Below are 20,084 nucleotides of genomic sequence, written 5' to 3'. Positions count from 1 at the left end.
AAAAAATATTTAAACACATAGAGACATAGATTTTTGCTTGTGAATAAAGAAATTGGAAAGAAACTAGTTTCTAACACATAGAAAACTATGTGAATTTAAACAAGTGAAACGCCTCTTTTAAAGATTCCAATAAACTATGATTCTATGTGTTAAAAAATATCGCCAGCATTTAGGCAAAAAACATAATACCAAAAAACATGAAAAACTATCTAATTCTCCCAGCCGTACTGTTTTCAGTTGCAGTGGGCTACAGCCAAAAAACGAAAAACGCTTACGAGTTGGCATCGCCAAACGGACAAAATAAAATCAAATTTGAGTTGGTGAAAAACGCTCCAAAATATGCTGTTTCTCACGGAAAAACCGAAGTGATTACGCCTTCTGAAATGGGATTTGTATTAAAAGGAAACGAAGATTTAAGCACCAACTTCGAAATCAAAGGTGCAAAAACTTCTACGTTTGACGAAACTTGGGAACAAGTTTGGGGAGAAAAGAAAAATATCAGAAATCACTATAATCAGTTAGTAGTCGATTTACAGCAAAAAACAGGAAACAAAAGAAAATTACAAATTCAGTTCCGTGCTTTTGACGACGGAGTTGCTTTTAGATATGTGTATCCAAAACAAAATGTGAAAGACAGTATTTTCATTATGGATGAAAAAACGACTTTCAACTTAAAAGAAGACGGAAAAGCATGGTGGATTCCTGCAAACAGAGAAAACCGTGACGAATATTTGTTTAAAGATGCTCCAGTTAGTACGCTTGATACGGTTTTAACTCCATTAACAATCGAAAGCAAAAGCGGATTGGCTTTAAGTTTTCACGAAGCAAACTTGATTGATTTTGCAAGTATGACTTTGGTAAACACAAAAGGAACAGAATTAAAATCTGATCTAGTGCCTTGGGCTGACGGAGTAAAAGTTCGTGTGAAAGATTCGTTTACTTCTTCTTGGAGAACGATTCAAATTGGAGAAAATCCGGGAGAATTGATTACTTCATATTTGGTTTTAAACTTAAACGAACCAAACAAATTAAAGAATACAAACAGCTATTTCAAACCATACAAATATTTAGGAATTTGGTGGGGAATGCACATCGGAAAATATACGTTCTGGGAAAGCGACAAACAAGGCGCAACAACAAAACATGCTGAAGAATACATAGATTTTACAGCAAAAGAAGGTTTCCACCATTTATTAATCGAAGGATGGAATAAAGGATGGACGCCGGGTTGGTATGAAAACCGTATGCACATGTTCAGCTTCACGAAAAACGCTGACAATTTCGACTTAGAAAAAGTAGTTGAATACGGAAAGAAAAAGAACATCGAATTAATCGGTTATCACGAAACGGGCTCCAACTTAATTAACTATTTAAAACAAGTTGACGAAGGTTTTGCTTTATACAAAAAATTAGGAATTCACACGGTGAAAATTGGTCATGTAGGTTCTAAATTAAACATGAATCAAATGCACTTTGGACAATTTGGAGTAAATTATTTCAGATACATTTTAGAAAAAGCAGCACAATACGATTTAGCAGTTTTATACCACGAATCAATTAAAGATACAGGAGAAAGAAGAACGTATCCAAACATGGTTTCGAGAGAAGCAGCGCGTGGACAAGAATACAACGCGTGGAGCGAAGGAAATCCGCCAAATCACTTAAGCATTATTCCATTCACAAGATTGCTTTCTGGACCAATGGATTTTACACCTGGAATTTTTGATGTTGAGGTAAAACAAGGTTATCCAGGAAAAAGAATTCAAGGAACAGTTGGGCAGCAATTGGCATTGTACGTTACAATTTATTCTCCAATTCAAATGTTAGCAGATCTTCCTGAAAACTACGAAGGAAAACCAGCTTTACAATTCTTAAAAGATGTTCCAACAGATTGGGAAGACACTAAAATCTTAGAAGGAAAAATTGGTGAATACATCACAACAGCTAGAAAAGACAGAAACAGCGCAGATTGGTATTTGGGAACTTTGACAAATGAAAATCCAAGAAACGTAAATGTTTCATTATCATTCTTAGATCCAAATGCAACTTACGAAGCTCAGATTTATGTTGATGCGGAAGGAACAAATCAAAAGAACAATCCAGAAGCAGTGGCAATTTCGAAGAAAACAGTAAAATCTACAGATTCTCTAAAATTGAATTTAGGAGGAGCTGGCGGTGGAGCTGTTAGGTTTAAAAAATTGTAATTGAGGTTAGGCGTTAAATGTTAGATGTCAGAAGTTAGATGGTAAACCCGACAGGTTTTTAAAACCTGTCGGGTTTGGCAACGCAAAAATAAAGTTAAGTTATCCTAACAGGTTTCCGAAACCTATTAGGTATTTAATTAAGTATAGTTTGAAAAATATTAGAATCGCAAAAGATACCTAACAGGTTTTCAAAACCTGTTATGATAATAAAAAAACATTTTCAGATGAAAAAACTTTTAATATTAGTAGCAGTTTTATTTAGTTCGATCCATTCGTTTGGACAAAATGAAAACCGAATCATAAAAGTCGATTTCAATAAAACTGCGGGCAAAATAAACAAGATGTTCAAAGAATGCATCGGTGCGGGAAGAGCAAATGAAGGTCTTCGTGCCGATTGGCAGCAGCAATTGGCAATGGTCAAAAAAGAATGCGATTTTAAATACATCCGTTTTCATGGTTTATTGACTGATGATATGGCCATTTATCGTGAAGATGAAAAAGGAAATCCAGAATACAACTATCAATATGTAGACGTTTTGTTCGATTATATTGTGAGTCTGAAAATGAAACCTTTTGTTGAATTAGGTTTTATGCCGAATGCTTTAGCAAGCGGAAAAGAAACTATTTTTTGGTGGAAAGGAAATGTAACACCACCAAAAGATTATAAAAAATGGGAAGATTTAATTAGAAATCTAACGGCGCATTTTAAAGAACGTTACGGAGACGAAGAAGTAAAAACATGGTATTTTGAAGTGTGGAACGAGCCTAATCTTTCACCTGGATTTTGGAGCAGTACACAAGACGAATATTATAAATTATACGATTACGCGGTTCGCGGTGTAAAAGCAGTAAATCCTGCGTATAAAGTTGGAGGTCCTGCGACAGCGGGCGCAGCTTGGGTTCCGGAAACAATTGCTTTTTGCGAAAAGAATAACGTGCCAATCGATTTTATTTCAACGCATACTTATGGTGTAAAACATGGATATTTGGATGAATTCGGGACTTCTGGAACAATCTTAAGTAAAGATGAATTTAGCGTAAGCGGCGAAGTGATAAATTCTCGCAAACAGATTACAGAATCGGCTAAGCCAAATCTTGAATTGCATTATACTGAATGGAGCGCGTCTTACACACCTGCAGATCCAATTCACGATAGTTATCATTCGGCAGCATATATTTTGCAGAAATTGAAACAAGTTGGCAACGCAGCAAATTCCATGTCGTATTGGGTTTTTACTGATATTTTTGAAGAAGCTGGACCAAGATTTACACCTTTTCATGGCGGTTTCGGATTATTGAATACGCAGGGAATTAAAAAGCCGGCTTATTTCTCTTATTATTTAATGAATAAATTAGGAGAAACAGAACTTCAAAATTCTGATAAAGCTTCTTGGACTTCTAAAAATGCAAAAGGTGATGTTCAGGTTTTATTGTGGGATTTTACGAATACGCATCCGGGTGATAAAGAGCTGAATCAAACGTATTACATTAAAGACCTTCCATCAAAAGAAAAAGGAAAAGTCAAAATTGAAGTGTACGGAATGCAGAAAGGCAAATATGTATTGGAAATTTATAAAGTAGGCTATAAAGTAAATGACGCTTACGCGGATTATCTAGCGATGAATAAACCAAGTCAGTTAACGCGTGAACAAGTAAATTCAATAAAAGAGAAAAATAACGGAGCGCCAATTGCAACAGAAAAAATTACAATTGATGCAAAAGGTACTTTCAGTAGAGAATTCAAAATCAATGAAAATGATGTGTTTTTTCTTAATCTGATAAAACAATAAACTAAAAACAAAAAACCACAAACGATATAATTATTAACTGGATTTGAAGACAATGTGTGAGGAATCAAAATCTTCAAATCTAAAAACACCTAACTATCTATGAAAAACAAAATGATATACCTTTCGGCAGCTTTGGTTTTTGCATTTTTTGCTTCTTGTAAAAATGATGCGAAGACTACGGCTTCAACTTCGGCGGAGACTGAAGAATACGTTGGAAAAGAAATAGGTACAGAACATGATGCAGAAATCGATAAACTGATTTCGCAAATGACATTAGAAGAAAAAATCGGAATGCTTCACGGTAACAGCATGTTTGCAAATGCAGGTGTAAAACGTTTAGGAATTCCAGAATTAAAAATGGCTGATGGTCCGTTGGGAGTTCGTGAGGAAATCTCAAGAGACAATTGGGCTCCGGCAGGATGGACAAATGATTTTGCAACCTATTATCCAGCAGGAGGCGCTTTGGCGGCAACGTGGAATGCTGAAATGGCGCATACTTTCGGAACTAGTTTAGGAGAAGAATTACGTGCAAGAGATAAAGATATGTTGCTTTCGCCAGCCATCAATATGGTAAGAACACCGCTTGGAGGAAGAACTTACGAATACATGTCGGAAGATCCATTTTTAAATAAAAAAATTGCTGTGCCTTTGGTTGTGGGTTTACAGGAAAAAGATGTAATGGCTTGCGTAAAACATTACGCAGCAAACAATCAGGAAACCAATCGTGATTTTGTAGATGTGCAAATTGATGAGCGTACACTTCGCGAAATTTATCTTCCAGCTTTTGAAGCTACTGTAAAAGAAGGGAAAGCATACAGTATAATGGGGGCTTACAATAAATTTAGAGGTGAATATTTATGTGAAAATGACTATATGTTAAACAAAATCCTTCGTGACGAATGGGGATTTAAAGGTATTGTAGTTTCAGATTGGGCAGCGGTGCATTCTACAGCAAAATCTTTAAAAAGCGGTTTAGATATTGAAATGGGAACACCAAAACCTTTCAACGAATTTTTCTTAGCTGATAAATTAATCGCGGCAGTAAAATCTGGAGAAGTTTCAGAAAAAGAAATTGATCTTCATGTAAAACGTATTTTACGCGGTTTATTCCATATTAAAGCAATGGGCGGAGGCGAGCGTGCAAAAGGAAGCATCGCAACAGAAGCACATTACCAAGACGCTTACAAAATTGCTGCAGAAGCTATTGTATTGTTGAAAAACGAAAACAATGCGTTGCCTTTAAAACTGGACGGAGTAAAATCTATCGCAGTTATTGGAAACAACGCAACAAAGAAAAACGCTCTTGGCGGATTTGGAGCTGGTGTAAAAACAAAAAGAGAAGTTACACCTCTTGAAGGTCTTAAAAACAGATTGCCTTCTTCAATCAAAATCAATTATGCAGAAGGATATTTAGAGCGTTACGATGAGAAAAACAAAGGAAACTTAGGAAATATCACTTCTACAGGACCAGTTACAATTGATAAATTAGATGATGCAAAAGTAAAAGAAGCAGTTGAAGCAGCTAAAAACTCAGATGTTGCGATCATTTTTGCGGGTTCAAATCGTGATTATGAAACAGAAGCTTCGGATAGAAGAGATCTACATTTGCCATTCGGACAAGAAGAATTAATCAAACAAGTTTTGGCTGTAAATCCAAAAACTATTGTAGTTATGGTTGCTGGTGCTCCATTTGATTTGAATGAAGTAAGTCAAAAAACTTCTGCCTTAGTTTGGAGCTGGTTTAATGGTTCTGAAGGAGGAAATGCTTTGGCAGATGTTATTTTAGGAAAAGTAAATCCGTCAGGAAAATTACCTTGGACAATGCCAAAACAATTGAAAGATTCTCCTGCACACGCAACAAACAGTTTCCCTGGAGACAAAGCGGTAAACTATGCAGAAGGACTTTTAATCGGATACCGTTGGTTTGATACTAAAAATGTAGCACCATTATATCCTTTCGGTTATGGATTATCATACACGACTTTTGCCTTAGATAATGCAAAAGCAAACAAAGATTCATATGCTCAAACAGATGTAATCGAAGTTTCTGTTGACGTTAAAAACACAGGAAAAGTTGATGGAAAAGAAGTTATTCAGTTATATACTTCAAAACCGGATTCTAAAATTACTCGTGCAGCGCAGGAATTAAAAGGTTTCAAAAAAGTTGATGTAAAAGCTGGAAGTTCACAAACAGTAACTATTAAAGTTCCTGTAAAAGAACTAGCTTATTATGATGTTGCTGCTAAAAAATGGACAGTTGAGCCAGGAAAATATACTATTAAAGTAGGAACTTCTTCTAGAGACATCAAAAAAGAAATTTCTGTAATAATTAAGTAGTCTTTTTAACCATATAAGTAATTTAAGTTCATTTAAACTTTGCGTCTCTGCGTCTTTGCGAGATTAATTTGAAGTTTGACCAAATGAACTTAAATTGCTTATATGGTTTTTTTTGATCCTATTTGTAAAATTAAACCAGACCAAATGAAAAAAACAATCAAAGATTACCTCTTGAGTTTTATTTTATGTTTTGCTTTTTTAGGAGTTTTAGCTTGCAGTTCAGATAAAGAAAATACCCCAGTGAGTATAAAAACATTAAGTACAAGTACCAATAAAGTTGATTTTGAAAGCAAAGAAAATACAATTGATGTAACGGTTAACTCTAATGGAGTTGCTTGGACTTTGAGTAATCCAGTTAACTGGATTAAAGTAAGTCAGACCGTGGGAGCCTCTGGAAGCACAGTGGTTAAAATTACAGCTTTAGAAAACACGACTACTTCAGTACGAAACGCAACAATTACTTTAACCGGAAATGAAGTGCCTTCTGCAACAATATCAGTTTCGCAAGCGGCGGCTGTAGCAACAAGTTTATATCCGAGTTACAACACCAATCCAATCGCGGCAGATGCAGCAGGAATGGGAAGTTCTGCAGTTGAATTAGCTGCAAAAATCAAATTAGGATGGAATATCGGAAATACTTTGGAAGCAACTGGAGGCGAAACCGCTTGGGGAAATCCAAAAGTGACAAAAGCTTTAATCGATGCTGTAAAAGCAAACGGATTCAATGCAATTAGAATTCCGTGTTCTTGGAATCAGAACTTAGAAAATGTTGCTACGGCAAAAATTAAATTAGATTGGCTGAACCGCGTTAAAGAAGTCGTACAATACTGCGTAGACAATGATATGTATGTTGTGGTAAATATTCACTGGGACGGTGGCTGGTTAGAAAACAATATTACCGAAGCTAAAAAAGTAGAAAACAACGCCAAACAAAAAGCTTTCTGGGAACAAATCGCAACACATTTAAGAGGTTTCGATGAACATTTGCTTTTTGCAAGTGCTAATGAACCAGCGGTTGAAGATGCGACTCAAATGGCAGTTTTGACTTCGTATCACCAAACTTTTATTGATGCTGTTCGTTCGACAGGAGGAAAAAACGCTACTCGTGTTTTAGTAGTTCAAGGTCCAACAACAGATATTGAAAAAACAAACAAATTAATGACTACATTGCCTACTGATAAAGTTACTGGCAGAATGATGGTTGAAGTGCATTATTATTCTCCGTGGAATTTCGCAGGTTTAACTAAAGACGAAACTTGGGGCAAAATGTTCTATTATTGGGGTTCGGGATTTCATTCTACAACTGATACAGAACGAAATGCAAATTGGGGAGAAGAAGCCGATCTAGAAAAGAATTTCAAATTGATGAAAACCCAGTTTGTTGATAAAGGAATTCCGGTTCTTTTAGGAGAATTTGGAGCAATTCGCAGAACAACTTTAACAGGAGATGCTTTGACTTTACATCTAAATTCTAGAGCCTATTATTTAAAAACGGTGGTAAAAACAGCAAAAGCAAACGGATTATTACCTTTTTATTGGGATGAAGGAAGCTTAACAAATAATGGTTTCGGAATCATAAATAGAACGAACAATACCGTCTTCGACACACAAGCTTTAAACGCATTAATCGACGGATTAAAGTAAAAAAATGTAGTTAAACCATATAAGTGATATAAGTAAATTTAAGCGCAAAGCTAAATAAAAACTTAAAATATCTTATATCACTTAGATGGTTCAAAAAAATAAAATTAGAATAAATGAAAAAGTTAATAGTTTTTATTTTATTGATATTTAGTGCAATATCTAACGCTAACGTAAGAATGCCTTTAATATTCTCTGACGGAATGGTATTGCAGAGAAACAAGCAAATTCCGATTTGGGGTTTTGCCGATGCAAATGAGAGTGTAGAAATTCATTTCAACAAACAAATCAAGAAAACTACAGCCGATAAAAACGGAAAATGGACGGTAAATTTAGCTGCCGAAAAAGCAGGCGGACCATTCGAATTGATCGTAATCGGAAAAAATACAATTACTATCAAAAATGTTTTGGTTGGAGAAGTTTGGATTTGCAGCGGACAATCGAATATGGAATTTCAGGTTGTGAAAACTATGAATTCAGAAAAAGAAATTGCTGAAGCGAATTATCCTATGATTCGTCATTTTGGCGTGGCGCAAGATTTAAGCGGAACTCCAAAAGACGATTTAAAACAAGGAAAATGGGAAGTAGCCAACAAAGAAAACGTAGGCAACTTTACCGCTGTTGGATATTATTTTGCTAGAAAATTATATTCAGAATTAAAAATTCCAATCGGAATCATTAATACTTCTTGGGGCGGAACGAATGTAGAAACTTGGACAAGTCGTGAAGCTTTCCAAAACAACACAGAATTCAAATCAATGATTGCTGATGTGCCAAACGTAGATGTTGATGCTATTTTGGAGATTAATAAAAAATCAGTTTTCGAAAATCTTAAAAAAATACAGGGATTTGATATTTCAATGAAAAACGAAGAGCAATTCAAAAATCCAAACTTTCAAGATAAAAACTGGCCAGAAATAAAATTACCTTCACTTTGGGAAAATCAACAAATCGGAAATATAGACGGAATTGTCTGGATGCGAAAAACAATTGTTTTAACAGCTGAACAAGCCAAAAAAGAAGCCGTTTTACATTTGGCAAAAGTAGACGATGAAGACATAACTTACGTAAATGGAGTTGAAGTCGGAACTAATATTCTTTATGACAAATTAAGGGTTTATAAAATTCCGGCAAATGTTCTAAAAGAAGGCCAAAATGTAATCGCTGTCAGAGTCACTGATAACACTGGCGGCGGCGGAATCTACGGCGATCCAGAAGATCTAAAAATAGACTTTAAAGATTCCAGTTTAGCTTTAGACGGACTTTGGAAATTCAATGTTATTCAGGTTAAAATTTCCGTTTCTCCAAATAGTTATCCGTCATTATTGTACAACGCCATGGTAAATCCGCTGGTTCCTTATGCGATGCAGGGCGTTTTGTGGTATCAAGGCGAAGCGAATGTTTGGAGAGCGAAACAGTACAAAACAGCATTTCCGCTAATGATCAACGATTGGAGAACGAAATTCAAACAAGGTAATTTTCCATTCTATTTCGTTCAATTATCGACGTTCGACGAATTTGGAGGAAACAGCCAAAAAGGAAGCCGCTGGGCAGAACTTCGCGAAGCACAATCTGAAACTTTAAAATTGCCAAACACAGGAATGGCCGTGACAACCGATATCGGAAACGCAAAAGACATTCACCCAACCAACAAACAAGACATTGGCTTACGTTTGGCAGCCATCGCGATGAACGATATTTACGGTAAAAAACAAGTTCACAGCGGACCAACTTATAAATCTCAGGAAATAAAAGGAAAACAAATTACCCTTACTTTCGATAACATTGGCAGCGGACTATCAACTCCAAATAACGATGAATTAAAAGGATTTGAAATCGCAGGTTCAGACAAAGTTTTTCATTCCGCGAAAGCGATAATAAAAGACAACAAAATAATCGTTTCTAGTGATCAGGTTCAAAATCCAGTTGCAGTGCATTACGGCTGGGCAGACGACGATACGGCGATTAATCTTTTCAACAAAGAAAAATTCCCTGCATCGCAATTCAGAACCGATAATTGGGAAATGGTTACAGAAAACGAGAAATATAGTGTAAGTAAATAATATTTGGGCGTGACCGCATCCTTATAAGTGGGCAAACAATCTTTGCGCTTATTCGCCCACTTATCAGGATACGGTCGGGCTATCCGCGCTACTTCGGTAGCTTGCTCCTATCCCTCACGCGGACAAAGCATTAATTAACGTTTCGTTTGTCATTCCGAGGAACGAGGAATCACACTAGTAAATCTACAAAGATTGATGATTCTCTTTGCGGAATTTCTAGTGTGATTTGCTTCGCCTGTTCACTATCGCTCGGGTCTCGTTCCTCGGAATGACAAAATAAAAGGCGATAAATAAAAACCAAAAACAACAAGCCCATGAATCCAACCATCATCAAAAAAACATTTTTCATCTTACTTCTAACATTTTACGCAAAAAACATTTCGGCACAATCCAAAAATGTTTTATGGTACAAACAGCCCGCAGAATTCTTCGAAGAAAGCTTGGTTTTAGGAAACGGAAAAATGGGTGCAACGGTTTTTGGTGGCGTGAATTCGGATAAAATTTGTTTGAATGATATTACCCTTTGGTCTGGCGAACCTGTAAATGCAAACATGAATCCAGAAGCGTATAAAAATATTCCAGCTATTCGCGAAGCATTAAAAAACGAAAACTATAAACTAGCCGAAGAACTAAATAAAAAAGTTCAGGGAAAAAACTCTGAATCGTATGCACCTTTAGGAACATTAGAAATCAACAATTCAGAGAAAGGAAAAGCGACCAATTATTACAGAGAACTTGATCTTGCCAATGCAACCTCAAAAGTAACTTATGAAATGGACGGCGTAAAATATACACGCGAATATTTTGTTTCGGCTCCAGATCAAGTTATGGTTGTTAAACTGACGAGTAGCGAAAAAGGTGCTTTAAACTTCGATATTAGTTTAAAAAGTTTATTAAAATCGGAAGTTTCTGTTCGAAATAATGTTTTAATGATGAACGGCACAGCGCCAATTCATGAAAATGCTGGATATAAAGTACCAGAAAAATATTTACAGATTAAAGAAAGAGGAACAAGATTTACAACTTTACTGCAAGTCAAAAAAACGGACGGACAGTTAACAAGTTCTAGAGATGCTTTAACAATAAAAAAAGCTTCTGAGGTTTACATCTATGTTTCGGTTGCAACGAGTTTTAGCGGATTTGACAAAAATCCAGCATCAGAAGGTATTGATGATGTAGCACTCGCTGCACAAAATTTGAATAAAGCTTATACAAAACCATTCGGTAAAGTAAAAGAAAGTCACATTGCAGATTATCAAAAATTTTTCAATCGAGTTGACTTAAATCTAGGAAAAACAGCCGCTCCAGATTTACCAACAGACGAACGTTTATTGCGTTATGCCGACGGAAAAGAAGATAAAAATCTAGAAATTCTGTATTTTAATTTCGGACGATATTTGTTAATTAGTTCTTCAAGAACGTTGGGTGTTCCTGCTAATTTACAAGGACTTTGGAATCCGCATTTGAGTCCGCCTTGGAGCAGTAATTATACCATGAATATTAATCTGGAAGAAAATTATTGGCTGGCAGAAAATACCAATCTTTCAGAAATGCATTCTTCGCTTTTGAGTTTTATTAAAAACCTTTCGGTAACGGGGAAAATTACGGCAAAGACTTTTTATGGTGTAAACGAAGGTTGGGCAGCGGCGCACAATTCAGACATTTGGGCCATGACGAATCCGGTTGGACAATTCGGAAAAGAAGATCCAATGTGGGCGTGTTGGCCAATGGCAGGCGCCTGGCTGAGTACACATATTTGGGAGCATTATACTTTTACTCAAGATCAAAGTTATTTGAAAAAAGAAGGTTATCCGTTAATGAAAGGCGCGGCAGAATTTTGTTTGGGTTGGTTGGTGACCGATAAAGACGGAAATCTAATTACATCGCCATCCACTTCGCCAGAAAACCAATACAAACTAGCAGACGGATTTGTTGGTGCAACATTCTACGGAGGAACAGCCGATTTAGCGATGATTCGCGAATGTTTCGATAAAACAATAAAAGCTTCAAAAGTGCTAAATACGGATACGGCTTTTAGAGATAAATTAGAAAAAGCATTGGCAAAATTGCATCCGTATCAGATTGGTAAAAAAGGAAATCTGCAAGAATGGTATTTTGATTGGGAAGATAATGATCCAAAACATCGTCATCAATCGCATTTATTCGGACTTTTTCCTGGCGATCATATTACGCCTTTGAAAACTCCAGATTTGGCAGAAGCTTCAAAGAAAACTTTAGAAATAAAAGGCGACGAAACTACAGGTTGGTCAAAAGGTTGGAGAATTAATCTTTGGGCAAGACTTTGGGACGGAAATCGTGCTTATAAAATGTACCGTGAATTATTGCGCTACGTTGATCCCGACGGTAAAAAAACGGCAACACCAAGAAGAGGCGGAGGAACCTATCCGAATTTATTTGATGCGCATCCACCATTTCAAATTGATGGGAATTTTGGAGGTGCAGCAGCTGTTGCCGAAATGTTGGTTCAGTCAGATGAAAACGAAATCAGATTGCTTCCTGCTTTGCCAGACGCTTGGGAAGAAGGTTCTGCAAAAGGAATCTGCGCTCGTGGAGGTTTTGAAATTGAAATGAATTGGAGTAATAAAAAACCACAAAAAGTAATCGTTTCTTCTAAAATTGGAGGAAAAACAACTCTGATTTTTGGTGATCAAAAACAGGATGTTATTTTGAAAAAAGGAGAGAAGAAAGAGATTGTTTTTGAATAATTATAGTCACCATGAGCGAAGTCGAAGGGCGCTCTAATTGGGACTGGGCTTCGACTTCGCTCAGCCTGACAAACGTAAAGTAAACCCGACAGGTTTTTAAAGCCTGTCGGGTTTCGTTTTCAAACTAAGCTCCAGAGGAGCGAAATATTTATAGCAAATAACAAATGTTCAAGATAGAAGAGCTCCAGCGGAGCGACATATTCATTGTGTGGATAAATTTATATGTCGCTCCGCTGGAGCTTTTTTGTATGTGCTCAAATGAATTTCTATAAATATTTCGCCTCGCTGAGGCTTCTTTCTCCATTCTAATGAAAATTGTTTTTTAATAATTATTGTCACCCTGAGCGAAGTCGAAGGGCGCTCCAATTGAGACTGGGCTTCGACTCCGCTCAGCCTGACAAACGTAAAGTAAACCCGACAGGTTTTTAAAGCCTGTCGGGTTTCGTTTTTTATCAATCCAATTTATAACTATATCCAATTTGCAAATAAAAAGGAATCAATGGTGTTGATTTAAAATCTTGCGTCATAACTTTTCCGGCTCTTAATGTCAAATCGCTTTTGTTGAAAGAGTAACCGCCTTGAATTCCGAAATTGAAATTTCCTCCCGTTGATGGTTCATACCAACCGTTTTTTACTTCTGGATATACTTCTTTGTAAATTTCCGAATGTTTAAAATGTGTGACAATCGCTTTATCAAAACCAAATTCTCCCGCGACAAACCATTTCGGTTTATAATAACCAATTGTAGTCGAAGCATCGGCACCAAAATTCTGCAAAGTCACAATCGGGTTTTCGTATCTTCGGTAAATTCCGTGAATGGCTGCGTTGAAACGGAAATTTTCAATTTGAAACACATTTATTTGTCCGCCAATTTTAGTTTTGAAATCATCAAAAATCACTTCGCCTGACGCAAGAGAAAATGAACTTTCTAGAATTATTGGCATTTTAGTTTTTAAATGATAACCATAACTCAAACCATATGCAAAACTATAATCCCAACCCGCATTGACATTCAGAATATGTTTTTCTTCACTTTTTAGATTTTCCCAATTTATGGTTTGTGCTTGTAAAAAGCTAGACATAAGAAGCGAAATGAGAAATGTAATTAATGCTACTATTGCTTTCATGTCTTTTATTTTAGATTGTTTAAATAACTCAACACTAAAGGCTCGACATTTTCCCATTTGAAATAAATCATTTCGTGGCCTGTTCCTTTTACTTCTTCAATTTCAGAAACAGGGAAATAAGCGGCTTCTTTTTGAGCAAAACTCAATCCGTATGATTTGTTTAATTCTCCATATAAAAACAAAACTTTCGTTTGATATTGAGCAAGATTTGTCGTGAAATCAAAACCATCATTTTCTGAAATATCGATGAAACTTTCTAAAACAGTTGTTCCGATTCTCCAAAACGGAGAAGGTCCCGGAATGCCTTCTGTATTTCCTTTCGCATAAGAAAAACTCGAAGAGATTCCGTATTTATAATCTAAAATTGCATGCTGATTTTCTTTTCCTGTAATAAACTGATCGACGTACAAAAGATTACTCGTAACCTCAGAAAAAATGTTGATTTTACGGCTCATTTCGCCATATTCGTCGAGAAGTTTTTTGTTGAGTCCACCAGGTTCGGCAAGAATTAATCCGTCGATTTTATCAGGATACGAATTGACATAAGCCGCTCCTAACATCGCTCCCCAAGAATGACCAAATAAAAATATTTTCTGAGTGGGAGAAGTTCTGTAATAAGCAATAACTTCTGTCAAATCATCCAAAACCAATTGAATGGAATAACTTTTCTTGTCATGTCTTTTGGATAATCCCGAACCGCGCTGATCGTAAAAAACAACATAAAAGCCTTTGTCGGCAAGTTGCTGTACATTTAATCCGTTTCGATAGTCTGAGCCAGGGCCGCCGTGTAAAAAGACCAACATCGGATCATTTGGATTTCCAAAAGTCTCAGAATGTAAGTGTGTTCCGTTTACAAAAATCGATGGAAGCGAAGGATCTTCGTCGACCGTTTTCGGAACTAAATTTCCAGATTCATCAATATTATTTTCATTTTCACAACTAAGGAAAAAGAAAATAGAAAAAGCCATTACAGCCGAATATAACACCTTGGTTTTCATTGCATAGTTTTTTAAAAGTTTATGCAAAGATGTTGTTCCAGCTAATATGGGTCGCCCCAACTTGTAAGGTGGGTCTTTTTTAAAAGGGGCTAAGTTGCTGAGAGGCTAAGGGACTAAGTTTTTTTCTTGCTGAAATTTGCTCGCAAAGACGCTAAGGCGCAAAGTTTTTTGTTTCACGCAGATTTAAACAGATTTTTTAAAATATGTGGCAGAAAAAACTTTGCGACTTAGCGTCTTTGCGAGATTAAAAAAACTTACTTCAAATATTCAGACGGCGAAAGTCCAGTAACTTTTTTGAAATTTCTATTAAAAGCTGTTTTCGAATTAAAACCACATTCAAAAGCGACAGAAAGTAAAGTGAATTTTTGGTTTTCGGGCAAAAGAATCAGTTTTTGAAATTCTTCTACACGTTGTGAATTGATATAATCGTAAAAGTTTGTTCCTTCGGCTGAATTGATAACTTGAGAAAGTACATTCGGATGCACATTCAATTTTTGAGATAATTCGGTTAAAGTCAAATCAGGATTTTTATACAGCTTTTCATTCGTCATAATTTCATTTAATTTTTGATGAATGGATTGCAGTTCGGTATTGCTTAAACCTGATTTTTCGTATTTTACTTTTTCTGAAACAGTTTCAATTTCGATATTTTCATTAGCAGAAATAGTCAAAAATGCATTTTCGTTTACGCTTTGATTCGTAAATATTCCAACTTGTTTGATGCCGAAATAACCAATAAACATCAGATAGAAAACTACAAAAGAGAAAATATATTCGTCTTCATAAAAAATGACAACAATCCAGATAATACTGGAGCCGAGAATTAAATATTGAAGCCAACGTAGATTGATTTTTTCATTAAAAGAAAACTGATCCGAGATATTTTTTCGGTGTTTTGAAAGTTTTTGGAGCGAAAGTAAGGCGTACACAATACCAGAAAGTAAAATGGCGCTGTATAAAATCAGAATCAAATTTTCATACCCTTTTCCTTCATTTTGGAATACTTTTAATTTTTCTTCAAATGAAAGAGAGAAAAAAGGCATCAAAAACAAAATGGCAATTACAAAAGGCAAAAAGTGTAAAAGATTGTATTTTTTATTCTGATTTTGATTCGTCAAAGCCGAAGTATATAAATACAAAAACGGACCTTGAAGTAACGGCATTGGAAGTTCTAAACCTAATAAAAAAGGAAACGAAGCAAAGTCGTTTTTGTAATGTAGGTAATATAAAAACAAATGAAATCCTGTAAAAAACAGCCAAAGCGCCAGAATTTTATCGGCATCACTTTTGTTTTTCTTACTTGAGAGAATAACAACCAGAAAAAAGGTAATTATAATGCCCGTTAAATACAACATATTGGTTTTGATTTTTGGTTAAATCGGTTGTTGGAAATACGGAGCAAGATAAAATATTTCTTGCAAATATTTGAAAATGAAATGTTTTGTCTGCGTTAAGCAAAATTTGCTTTAAAAACGAATGTCACCCTGAGCGAAGTCGAAGGGCGCTCCAATTGGGACGTGGCTTCGACTTCACTCAGCCTGACAAACAAGATTATTCTTTTTCTTCCGATTTCTCCGAATGTTCCTTCTTAAAACTTTCGTACCATTTTTCGATTGACGGATATACAAAAGCAGCTACTTTTTTCACCGGATTATAGAAAATAGATTTATCCAAAGTTTCTTGTTTTGCAAAAGTGTTATTGAAATTGATCTTTTCGAATAGAGCAATAAAAATACTTAGAATTAGAATCGTTTTTAATATCCTGAAAAATCCGCCTCCTAATTTATTCATCCAGCCTAACATGGCGAAATCGGCAATTCCGGTTAAAATTTTCGCTAAGAAATAAACGCCAATAACAACCAAAATAAAAGTTAAGATAAAAGCCGTAATCTGAATATTGGTCGGATTCCACGAAACATGTTTTGAAATCATTCCGGTCATTAGCGAAGAAAATTTAATCGCGAGATAAATTCCTAATAGTAAAGAAATAAAAGAAGCAATTTCTACAAAAAGTCCGTTTTTAATGCCTTTGTATAAACTATAGCACAAAAGCGCGCCAACGATAATATCAAAAAAACTCATGTTTTGGTTTGGTGTTTAATGAGGCGCAAAGATAGGTCTTTTTTTGAGGGACAAGGGTTTCAAAGTGGCAAAGGTTCAGAGTGACAAAGTGACAAAGGTTTTGAGCTAAAAAACAACTACAAAGCTTCTGTATACATTTTATGTAAAGAGTATGTATCTTTGCAACTCTAATTTTAGAGTTAGATTGCGTTTCTGATCCTTCAGAATTATATTTTGTAAATCAGCAATCTAAAATCTACAATCAAAAATCAAAAATCAAATGTCTAGAGATACACAATTAAAAGAGCGATGGGAAAAGCTCGTTGATATACTTTCTAATCAATTTTCGCAAGGCGAAGATTTAGATTTGGATTCTATAATTTACCTAATCGGAGTTCAGGAATACGGAAAAGTGCACCGCGAATACAAAAAAGATGAAAAACTGAACTTAATGCATATTGCAATCTGCCGATTATTAGAACCATACGGATTTTACGAATTCGAATATTTTGACGAAGAAGGCTGGCCGCATTACAAAGTAAAAGAACAATTGCCGCCGTTAAAGGCAGGCGAACAATCGGTTTTAATGAAAGAAGCAATTGTAAATTATTTTTTAGAAAGAAAACTTATTGAATAGTTTTTAGTTTTCAGTCGCAGTCGCAGTTTGCAGTACTGAGACTGAAAACCGCGACTGAAAACTTTAAAGATATGTACAGATATGCAATGACATCCTACAAACCTCATTATGCCTGTTTTAATTGTCGAAAGACTTTTAAAAGAAGATTAATGAGCGATATAAAAAAAGGAGAAAAATCGAGTTTTGAAGCCAAATGTCCTGAATGTGGAGAATTGATGGCGAATATGGGATTGGATTTTGAATCGCCAAAAAAAGACGATTTAAAGAAATGGGAACATTTAAAAAGTCTATATTCTGTTGGAATTACATTTCATTCTTGCGGGTGCAGTGGTCCAGGATATATTCCGAATTCAAAGGAAAAGCTAATCGAATATTTTGAAGAAATAAAAAGTACCTATTTGAAAAATATGGAATTCTGGCGTAATCGAGTTGAACCTTCAACTAAAAAAGAAATAGAACGCGATGCAAATAAAAACTGGTACGAATTAGGAAGGATTTCTTCTAATTATAAAAAAGAAGTCGTTCGAAATCAGGAAGGTTTAGATTATTGGCATGAAAAGATTAAGAATATAGAAGAAAAATTAAGTCTAATAAAATAGTTTTAAAGAGATTTAGAAACATATAATTTTTAGAGATTTAACGAGTTGTACATTAATTTAAGGATTCTGTTTTGCAGTTGCGAAGGAAACTTTGAACTTTAAACATTAAACTTGAAACAAAATACTTAAATTTGTATTCTCAGAACTGAATGAAAATGATAGATAAGATAAAACAACATATAGAGGAAGCAAAAGCCTTTAATGAAAAAAACAAAGAATCTTTAGAACAATTTCGTATTAAATATTTAGGTAGTAAAGGTTTGTTGAAAGAACTTTTTACTGAATTTAAAAATATTCCAAACGACCAGAAAAAGGATTTTGGACAAGTTATAAATACTTTAAAAGCTGTTGCTGAAGAAAAAGTAAGAGTTATTCAGGAAGAACTTGAAAGCAAAGAAGAGTCAAAAGGTATTTTTGGAGATTTAACACGTGCTGCAGAACCCGTAATTATTGGTTCTCGTCACCCTATTTCTATCGTTAAAAATCAAATCATTGATATTTTCGCTAATATCGGATTCAACGTTTCTGAAGGTCCAGAAATCGAAGACGACTGGCATAACTTTACAGCATTGAACTTACCAGAATATCACCCAGCTCGTGATATGCAGGATACATTTTTCATTCAGACAAACCCAGATGTTTTATTGCGTACGCATACTTCGTCTGTTCAGGTGCGTTATATGGAAAATCATAAACCGCCAATTCGTACGATTTCTCCGGGACGTGTTTTCCGTAACGAAGCAATTTCATCTCGTTCGCATTGTATTTTCCATCAAGTGGAAGGATTATACATTGATAAAGATGTTTCTTTCGCCGATTTGAAACAGACGTTGCTTTATTTCACTAAAGAAATGTTCGGAAAATCTAAGATTCGTCTTCGTCCGTCTTATTTCCCATTTACAGAACCAAGTGCTGAGATTGATATCTATTGGGGATTAAAAACCGAAACCGATTACAGAATCACAAAAGGAACGGGCTGGTTAGAAATTGGAGGTTGCGGAATGGTAGATCCAAATGTTTTGAAAAACTGTGATATCAACCCAGACGAATACAACGGATTTGCTTTCGGAATGGGAGTTGAGCGTATTGCAATGCTTTTATACCAAATTGGAGATATTAGAATGTTCTACGAAAATGATGTTCGTTTCTTAGAGCAGTTTAAAGCAAATATTTAAAAAAAAGTTATTTAGTGAATAGTGATTAGTGAGAAGCTTTCTTTCTAATCACTATTTACTTTTTACTAATTACTAAAAAAATGAAAAAAGATATAATAATTCCAGAAGTTGAAAACGTGTTTCTAGCTGCAGTGCAGGAATGGAGCGACGATTTTATGGAAAAAGTGTGGTACGCTTATCTAGTTAACGACAGCGATTTTAACTTAGACAGCGTAATGGTAGTTTCAAAAGCTTTCGGAACAATTGACGGTGAAATGAAAAAAACGTCAATTCTGCGTCATGCTTTTGTTGAGGTTCCATCTGTTTCTGTTGTGAAAATAGAATTGGTAGAAAAAAGCCTTTTAGCACTTAATAACGAGTTTATGGTGACTTTCTTTATCGGAAATACTTTATACGATAAGAAGTTCATTTTTAAAGCCAATTCGCTTGACGAAAACAAAACAGAAGAAGTGCCGATTTTGTTTGTTGAAGGAGTGATGGTGAAGTAAGTGTTCAGTCTCAGTCTTAGTCTCAGTGCCCAGACTTAAATTCTGAAGTCTGAGAAAGTATATTAAAAAATAAAAAAGTCCGAAAAATATTTTTTCGGACTTTTTTATTTGGCGACTGCGACTGCGACTGCGACTGCGACTGCGACTGCGACTGCGACTGCGACTGCGACTGCGACTGCGACTGCGACTGCGACTGCGACTGCGACTGCGACTGCGACTGCGACTGCGACTGCGACTG

At 35.5% G+C, this 20,084-nt stretch carries 14 protein-coding genes; 10 read left to right on the top strand and 4 right to left on the bottom strand.

Going from position 1 to position 20,084, the window contains the following annotated elements; all coding sequences use genetic code 11:
* Nucleotides 1-197 precede the first annotated feature (197 nt).
* The 6 genes from K6T82_RS12430 (at nt 198) to K6T82_RS12405 (ending at nt 12,761) form a co-directional block, all read left to right on the top strand.
* Complete coding sequence (locus K6T82_RS12430; protein WP_223706199.1) at nt 198-2,204, top strand: glycoside hydrolase family 97 protein; 2,007 nt, start codon at nt 198-200, stop codon at nt 2,202-2,204.
* 224 nt (nt 2,205-2,428) lie between these two features.
* A complete protein-coding gene (locus K6T82_RS12425; protein WP_223706198.1) occupies nt 2,429-3,994 on the top strand; it encodes a GH39 family glycosyl hydrolase in 1,566 nt (521 codons plus the stop codon).
* Nucleotides 3,995-4,093: 99 nt separating this feature from the next.
* Nucleotides 4,094-6,331 carry a glycoside hydrolase family 3 C-terminal domain-containing protein gene (locus K6T82_RS12420; RefSeq protein ID WP_223706197.1) on the top strand — a complete coding sequence of 746 codons (2,238 nt, stop codon included), beginning with the start codon at nt 4,094-4,096 and terminating at the stop codon, nt 6,329-6,331.
* A 144-nt stretch (nt 6,332-6,475) separates the two neighbouring features.
* On the top strand, nt 6,476-7,975 hold the full coding sequence (locus K6T82_RS12415; RefSeq protein WP_223706196.1) for a cellulase family glycosylhydrolase: 1,500 nt from the start codon (nt 6,476-6,478) through the stop codon (nt 7,973-7,975).
* Nucleotides 7,976-8,088: 113 nt separating this feature from the next.
* The gene (locus K6T82_RS12410) at nt 8,089-10,035 is read left to right on the top strand and encodes a sialate O-acetylesterase (RefSeq protein ID WP_223706195.1); all 1,947 of its coding nucleotides are present in this window, start codon (nt 8,089-8,091) and stop codon (nt 10,033-10,035) included.
* A 314-nt stretch (nt 10,036-10,349) separates the two neighbouring features.
* Nucleotides 10,350-12,761 carry a glycoside hydrolase family 95 protein gene (locus K6T82_RS12405; RefSeq protein ID WP_223706194.1) on the top strand — a complete coding sequence of 804 codons (2,412 nt, stop codon included), beginning with the start codon at nt 10,350-10,352 and terminating at the stop codon, nt 12,759-12,761.
* 452 nt (nt 12,762-13,213) lie between these two features.
* On the opposite strand, the gene K6T82_RS12400 is transcribed toward K6T82_RS12405, so the two are convergent.
* The 4 genes from K6T82_RS12400 to K6T82_RS12385 all read right to left on the bottom strand — a co-directional run bounded on the left by K6T82_RS12400 (nt 13,214) and on the right by K6T82_RS12385 (nt 16,968).
* Nucleotides 13,214-13,888, bottom strand: a complete 675-nt coding sequence (locus K6T82_RS12400) for a hypothetical protein (protein ID WP_223706193.1) — start codon at nt 13,886-13,888, stop codon at nt 13,214-13,216.
* 5 nt (nt 13,889-13,893) lie between these two features.
* Nucleotides 13,894-14,886: an alpha/beta hydrolase gene (locus K6T82_RS12395; RefSeq protein WP_223706192.1), complete on the bottom strand. Its 993-nt coding sequence runs from the start codon at nt 14,884-14,886 to the stop codon at nt 13,894-13,896.
* A 254-nt stretch (nt 14,887-15,140) separates the two neighbouring features.
* The gene (locus K6T82_RS12390) at nt 15,141-16,241 is read right to left on the bottom strand and encodes a helix-turn-helix domain-containing protein (RefSeq protein ID WP_223706191.1); all 1,101 of its coding nucleotides are present in this window, start codon (nt 16,239-16,241) and stop codon (nt 15,141-15,143) included.
* 196 nt (nt 16,242-16,437) lie between these two features.
* Nucleotides 16,438-16,968, bottom strand: a complete 531-nt coding sequence (locus K6T82_RS12385; protein WP_223706190.1) for a CvpA family protein — start codon at nt 16,966-16,968, stop codon at nt 16,438-16,440.
* Nucleotides 16,969-17,227: 259 nt separating this feature from the next.
* On the opposite strand from K6T82_RS12385, the gene K6T82_RS12380 reads away from it, so the two are divergent.
* The 4 genes from K6T82_RS12380 to K6T82_RS12365 all read left to right on the top strand — a co-directional run bounded on the left by K6T82_RS12380 (nt 17,228) and on the right by K6T82_RS12365 (nt 19,846).
* Nucleotides 17,228-17,584: a hypothetical protein gene (locus K6T82_RS12380; RefSeq protein ID WP_223706189.1), complete on the top strand. Its 357-nt coding sequence runs from the start codon at nt 17,228-17,230 to the stop codon at nt 17,582-17,584.
* Between the two features lie 149 nt (nt 17,585-17,733).
* Nucleotides 17,734-18,183, top strand: a complete 450-nt coding sequence (locus K6T82_RS12375; RefSeq protein ID WP_223706188.1) for a hypothetical protein — start codon at nt 17,734-17,736, stop codon at nt 18,181-18,183.
* Between the two features lie 155 nt (nt 18,184-18,338).
* Nucleotides 18,339-19,358 (top strand): phenylalanine--tRNA ligase subunit alpha, encoded by a 1,020-nt coding sequence (locus K6T82_RS12370; protein ID WP_198855280.1) that lies wholly within the window; start codon nt 18,339-18,341, stop codon nt 19,356-19,358.
* A gap of 80 nt (nt 19,359-19,438) precedes the next feature.
* Entirely contained in the window at nt 19,439-19,846 is a 408-nt protein-coding gene (locus tag K6T82_RS12365; protein WP_012022855.1) for a hypothetical protein, read from the top strand.
* Nucleotides 19,847-20,084: the final 238 nt, after the last annotated feature.

Origin of the sequence: Flavobacterium potami, assembly GCF_020026915.1 — a bacterium.
GTDB classification, from domain to species: domain Bacteria; phylum Bacteroidota; class Bacteroidia; order Flavobacteriales; family Flavobacteriaceae; genus Flavobacterium; species Flavobacterium potami.
The sequence above is the reverse complement of the archived record's forward strand: the minus strand, read 5'-3'. Positions and strand labels throughout refer to the sequence as shown.

Excerpts from the sequence above, each read along its gene's own strand:
- K6T82_RS12430 (WP_223706199.1), top strand. The coding sequence starts at position 198 with ATGAAAAACTATCTAATTCTCCCAGCCGTACTGTTTTCAGTTGCAGTG.
- K6T82_RS12425 (WP_223706198.1), top strand. The coding sequence starts at position 2,429 with ATGAAAAAACTTTTAATATTAGTAGCAGTTTTATTTAGTTCGATCCAT.
- K6T82_RS12420 (WP_223706197.1), top strand. The coding sequence starts at position 4,094 with ATGAAAAACAAAATGATATACCTTTCGGCAGCTTTGGTTTTTGCATTT.
- K6T82_RS12415 (WP_223706196.1), top strand. The coding sequence starts at position 6,476 with ATGAAAAAAACAATCAAAGATTACCTCTTGAGTTTTATTTTATGTTTT.
- K6T82_RS12410 (WP_223706195.1), top strand. The coding sequence starts at position 8,089 with ATGAAAAAGTTAATAGTTTTTATTTTATTGATATTTAGTGCAATATCT.
- K6T82_RS12405 (WP_223706194.1), top strand. The coding sequence starts at position 10,350 with ATGAATCCAACCATCATCAAAAAAACATTTTTCATCTTACTTCTAACA.
- K6T82_RS12400 (WP_223706193.1), bottom strand. The coding sequence starts at position 13,888 with ATGAAAGCAATAGTAGCATTAATTACATTTCTCATTTCGCTTCTTATG.
- K6T82_RS12395 (WP_223706192.1), bottom strand. The coding sequence starts at position 14,886 with ATGAAAACCAAGGTGTTATATTCGGCTGTAATGGCTTTTTCTATTTTC.
- K6T82_RS12390 (WP_223706191.1), bottom strand. The coding sequence starts at position 16,241 with ATGTTGTATTTAACGGGCATTATAATTACCTTTTTTCTGGTTGTTATT.
- K6T82_RS12385 (WP_223706190.1), bottom strand. The coding sequence starts at position 16,968 with ATGAGTTTTTTTGATATTATCGTTGGCGCGCTTTTGTGCTATAGTTTA.
- K6T82_RS12380 (WP_223706189.1), top strand. The coding sequence starts at position 17,228 with ATGTCTAGAGATACACAATTAAAAGAGCGATGGGAAAAGCTCGTTGAT.
- K6T82_RS12375 (WP_223706188.1), top strand. The coding sequence starts at position 17,734 with ATGAGCGATATAAAAAAAGGAGAAAAATCGAGTTTTGAAGCCAAATGT.
- K6T82_RS12370 (WP_198855280.1), top strand. The coding sequence starts at position 18,339 with ATGATAGATAAGATAAAACAACATATAGAGGAAGCAAAAGCCTTTAAT.
- K6T82_RS12365 (WP_012022855.1), top strand. The coding sequence starts at position 19,439 with ATGAAAAAAGATATAATAATTCCAGAAGTTGAAAACGTGTTTCTAGCT.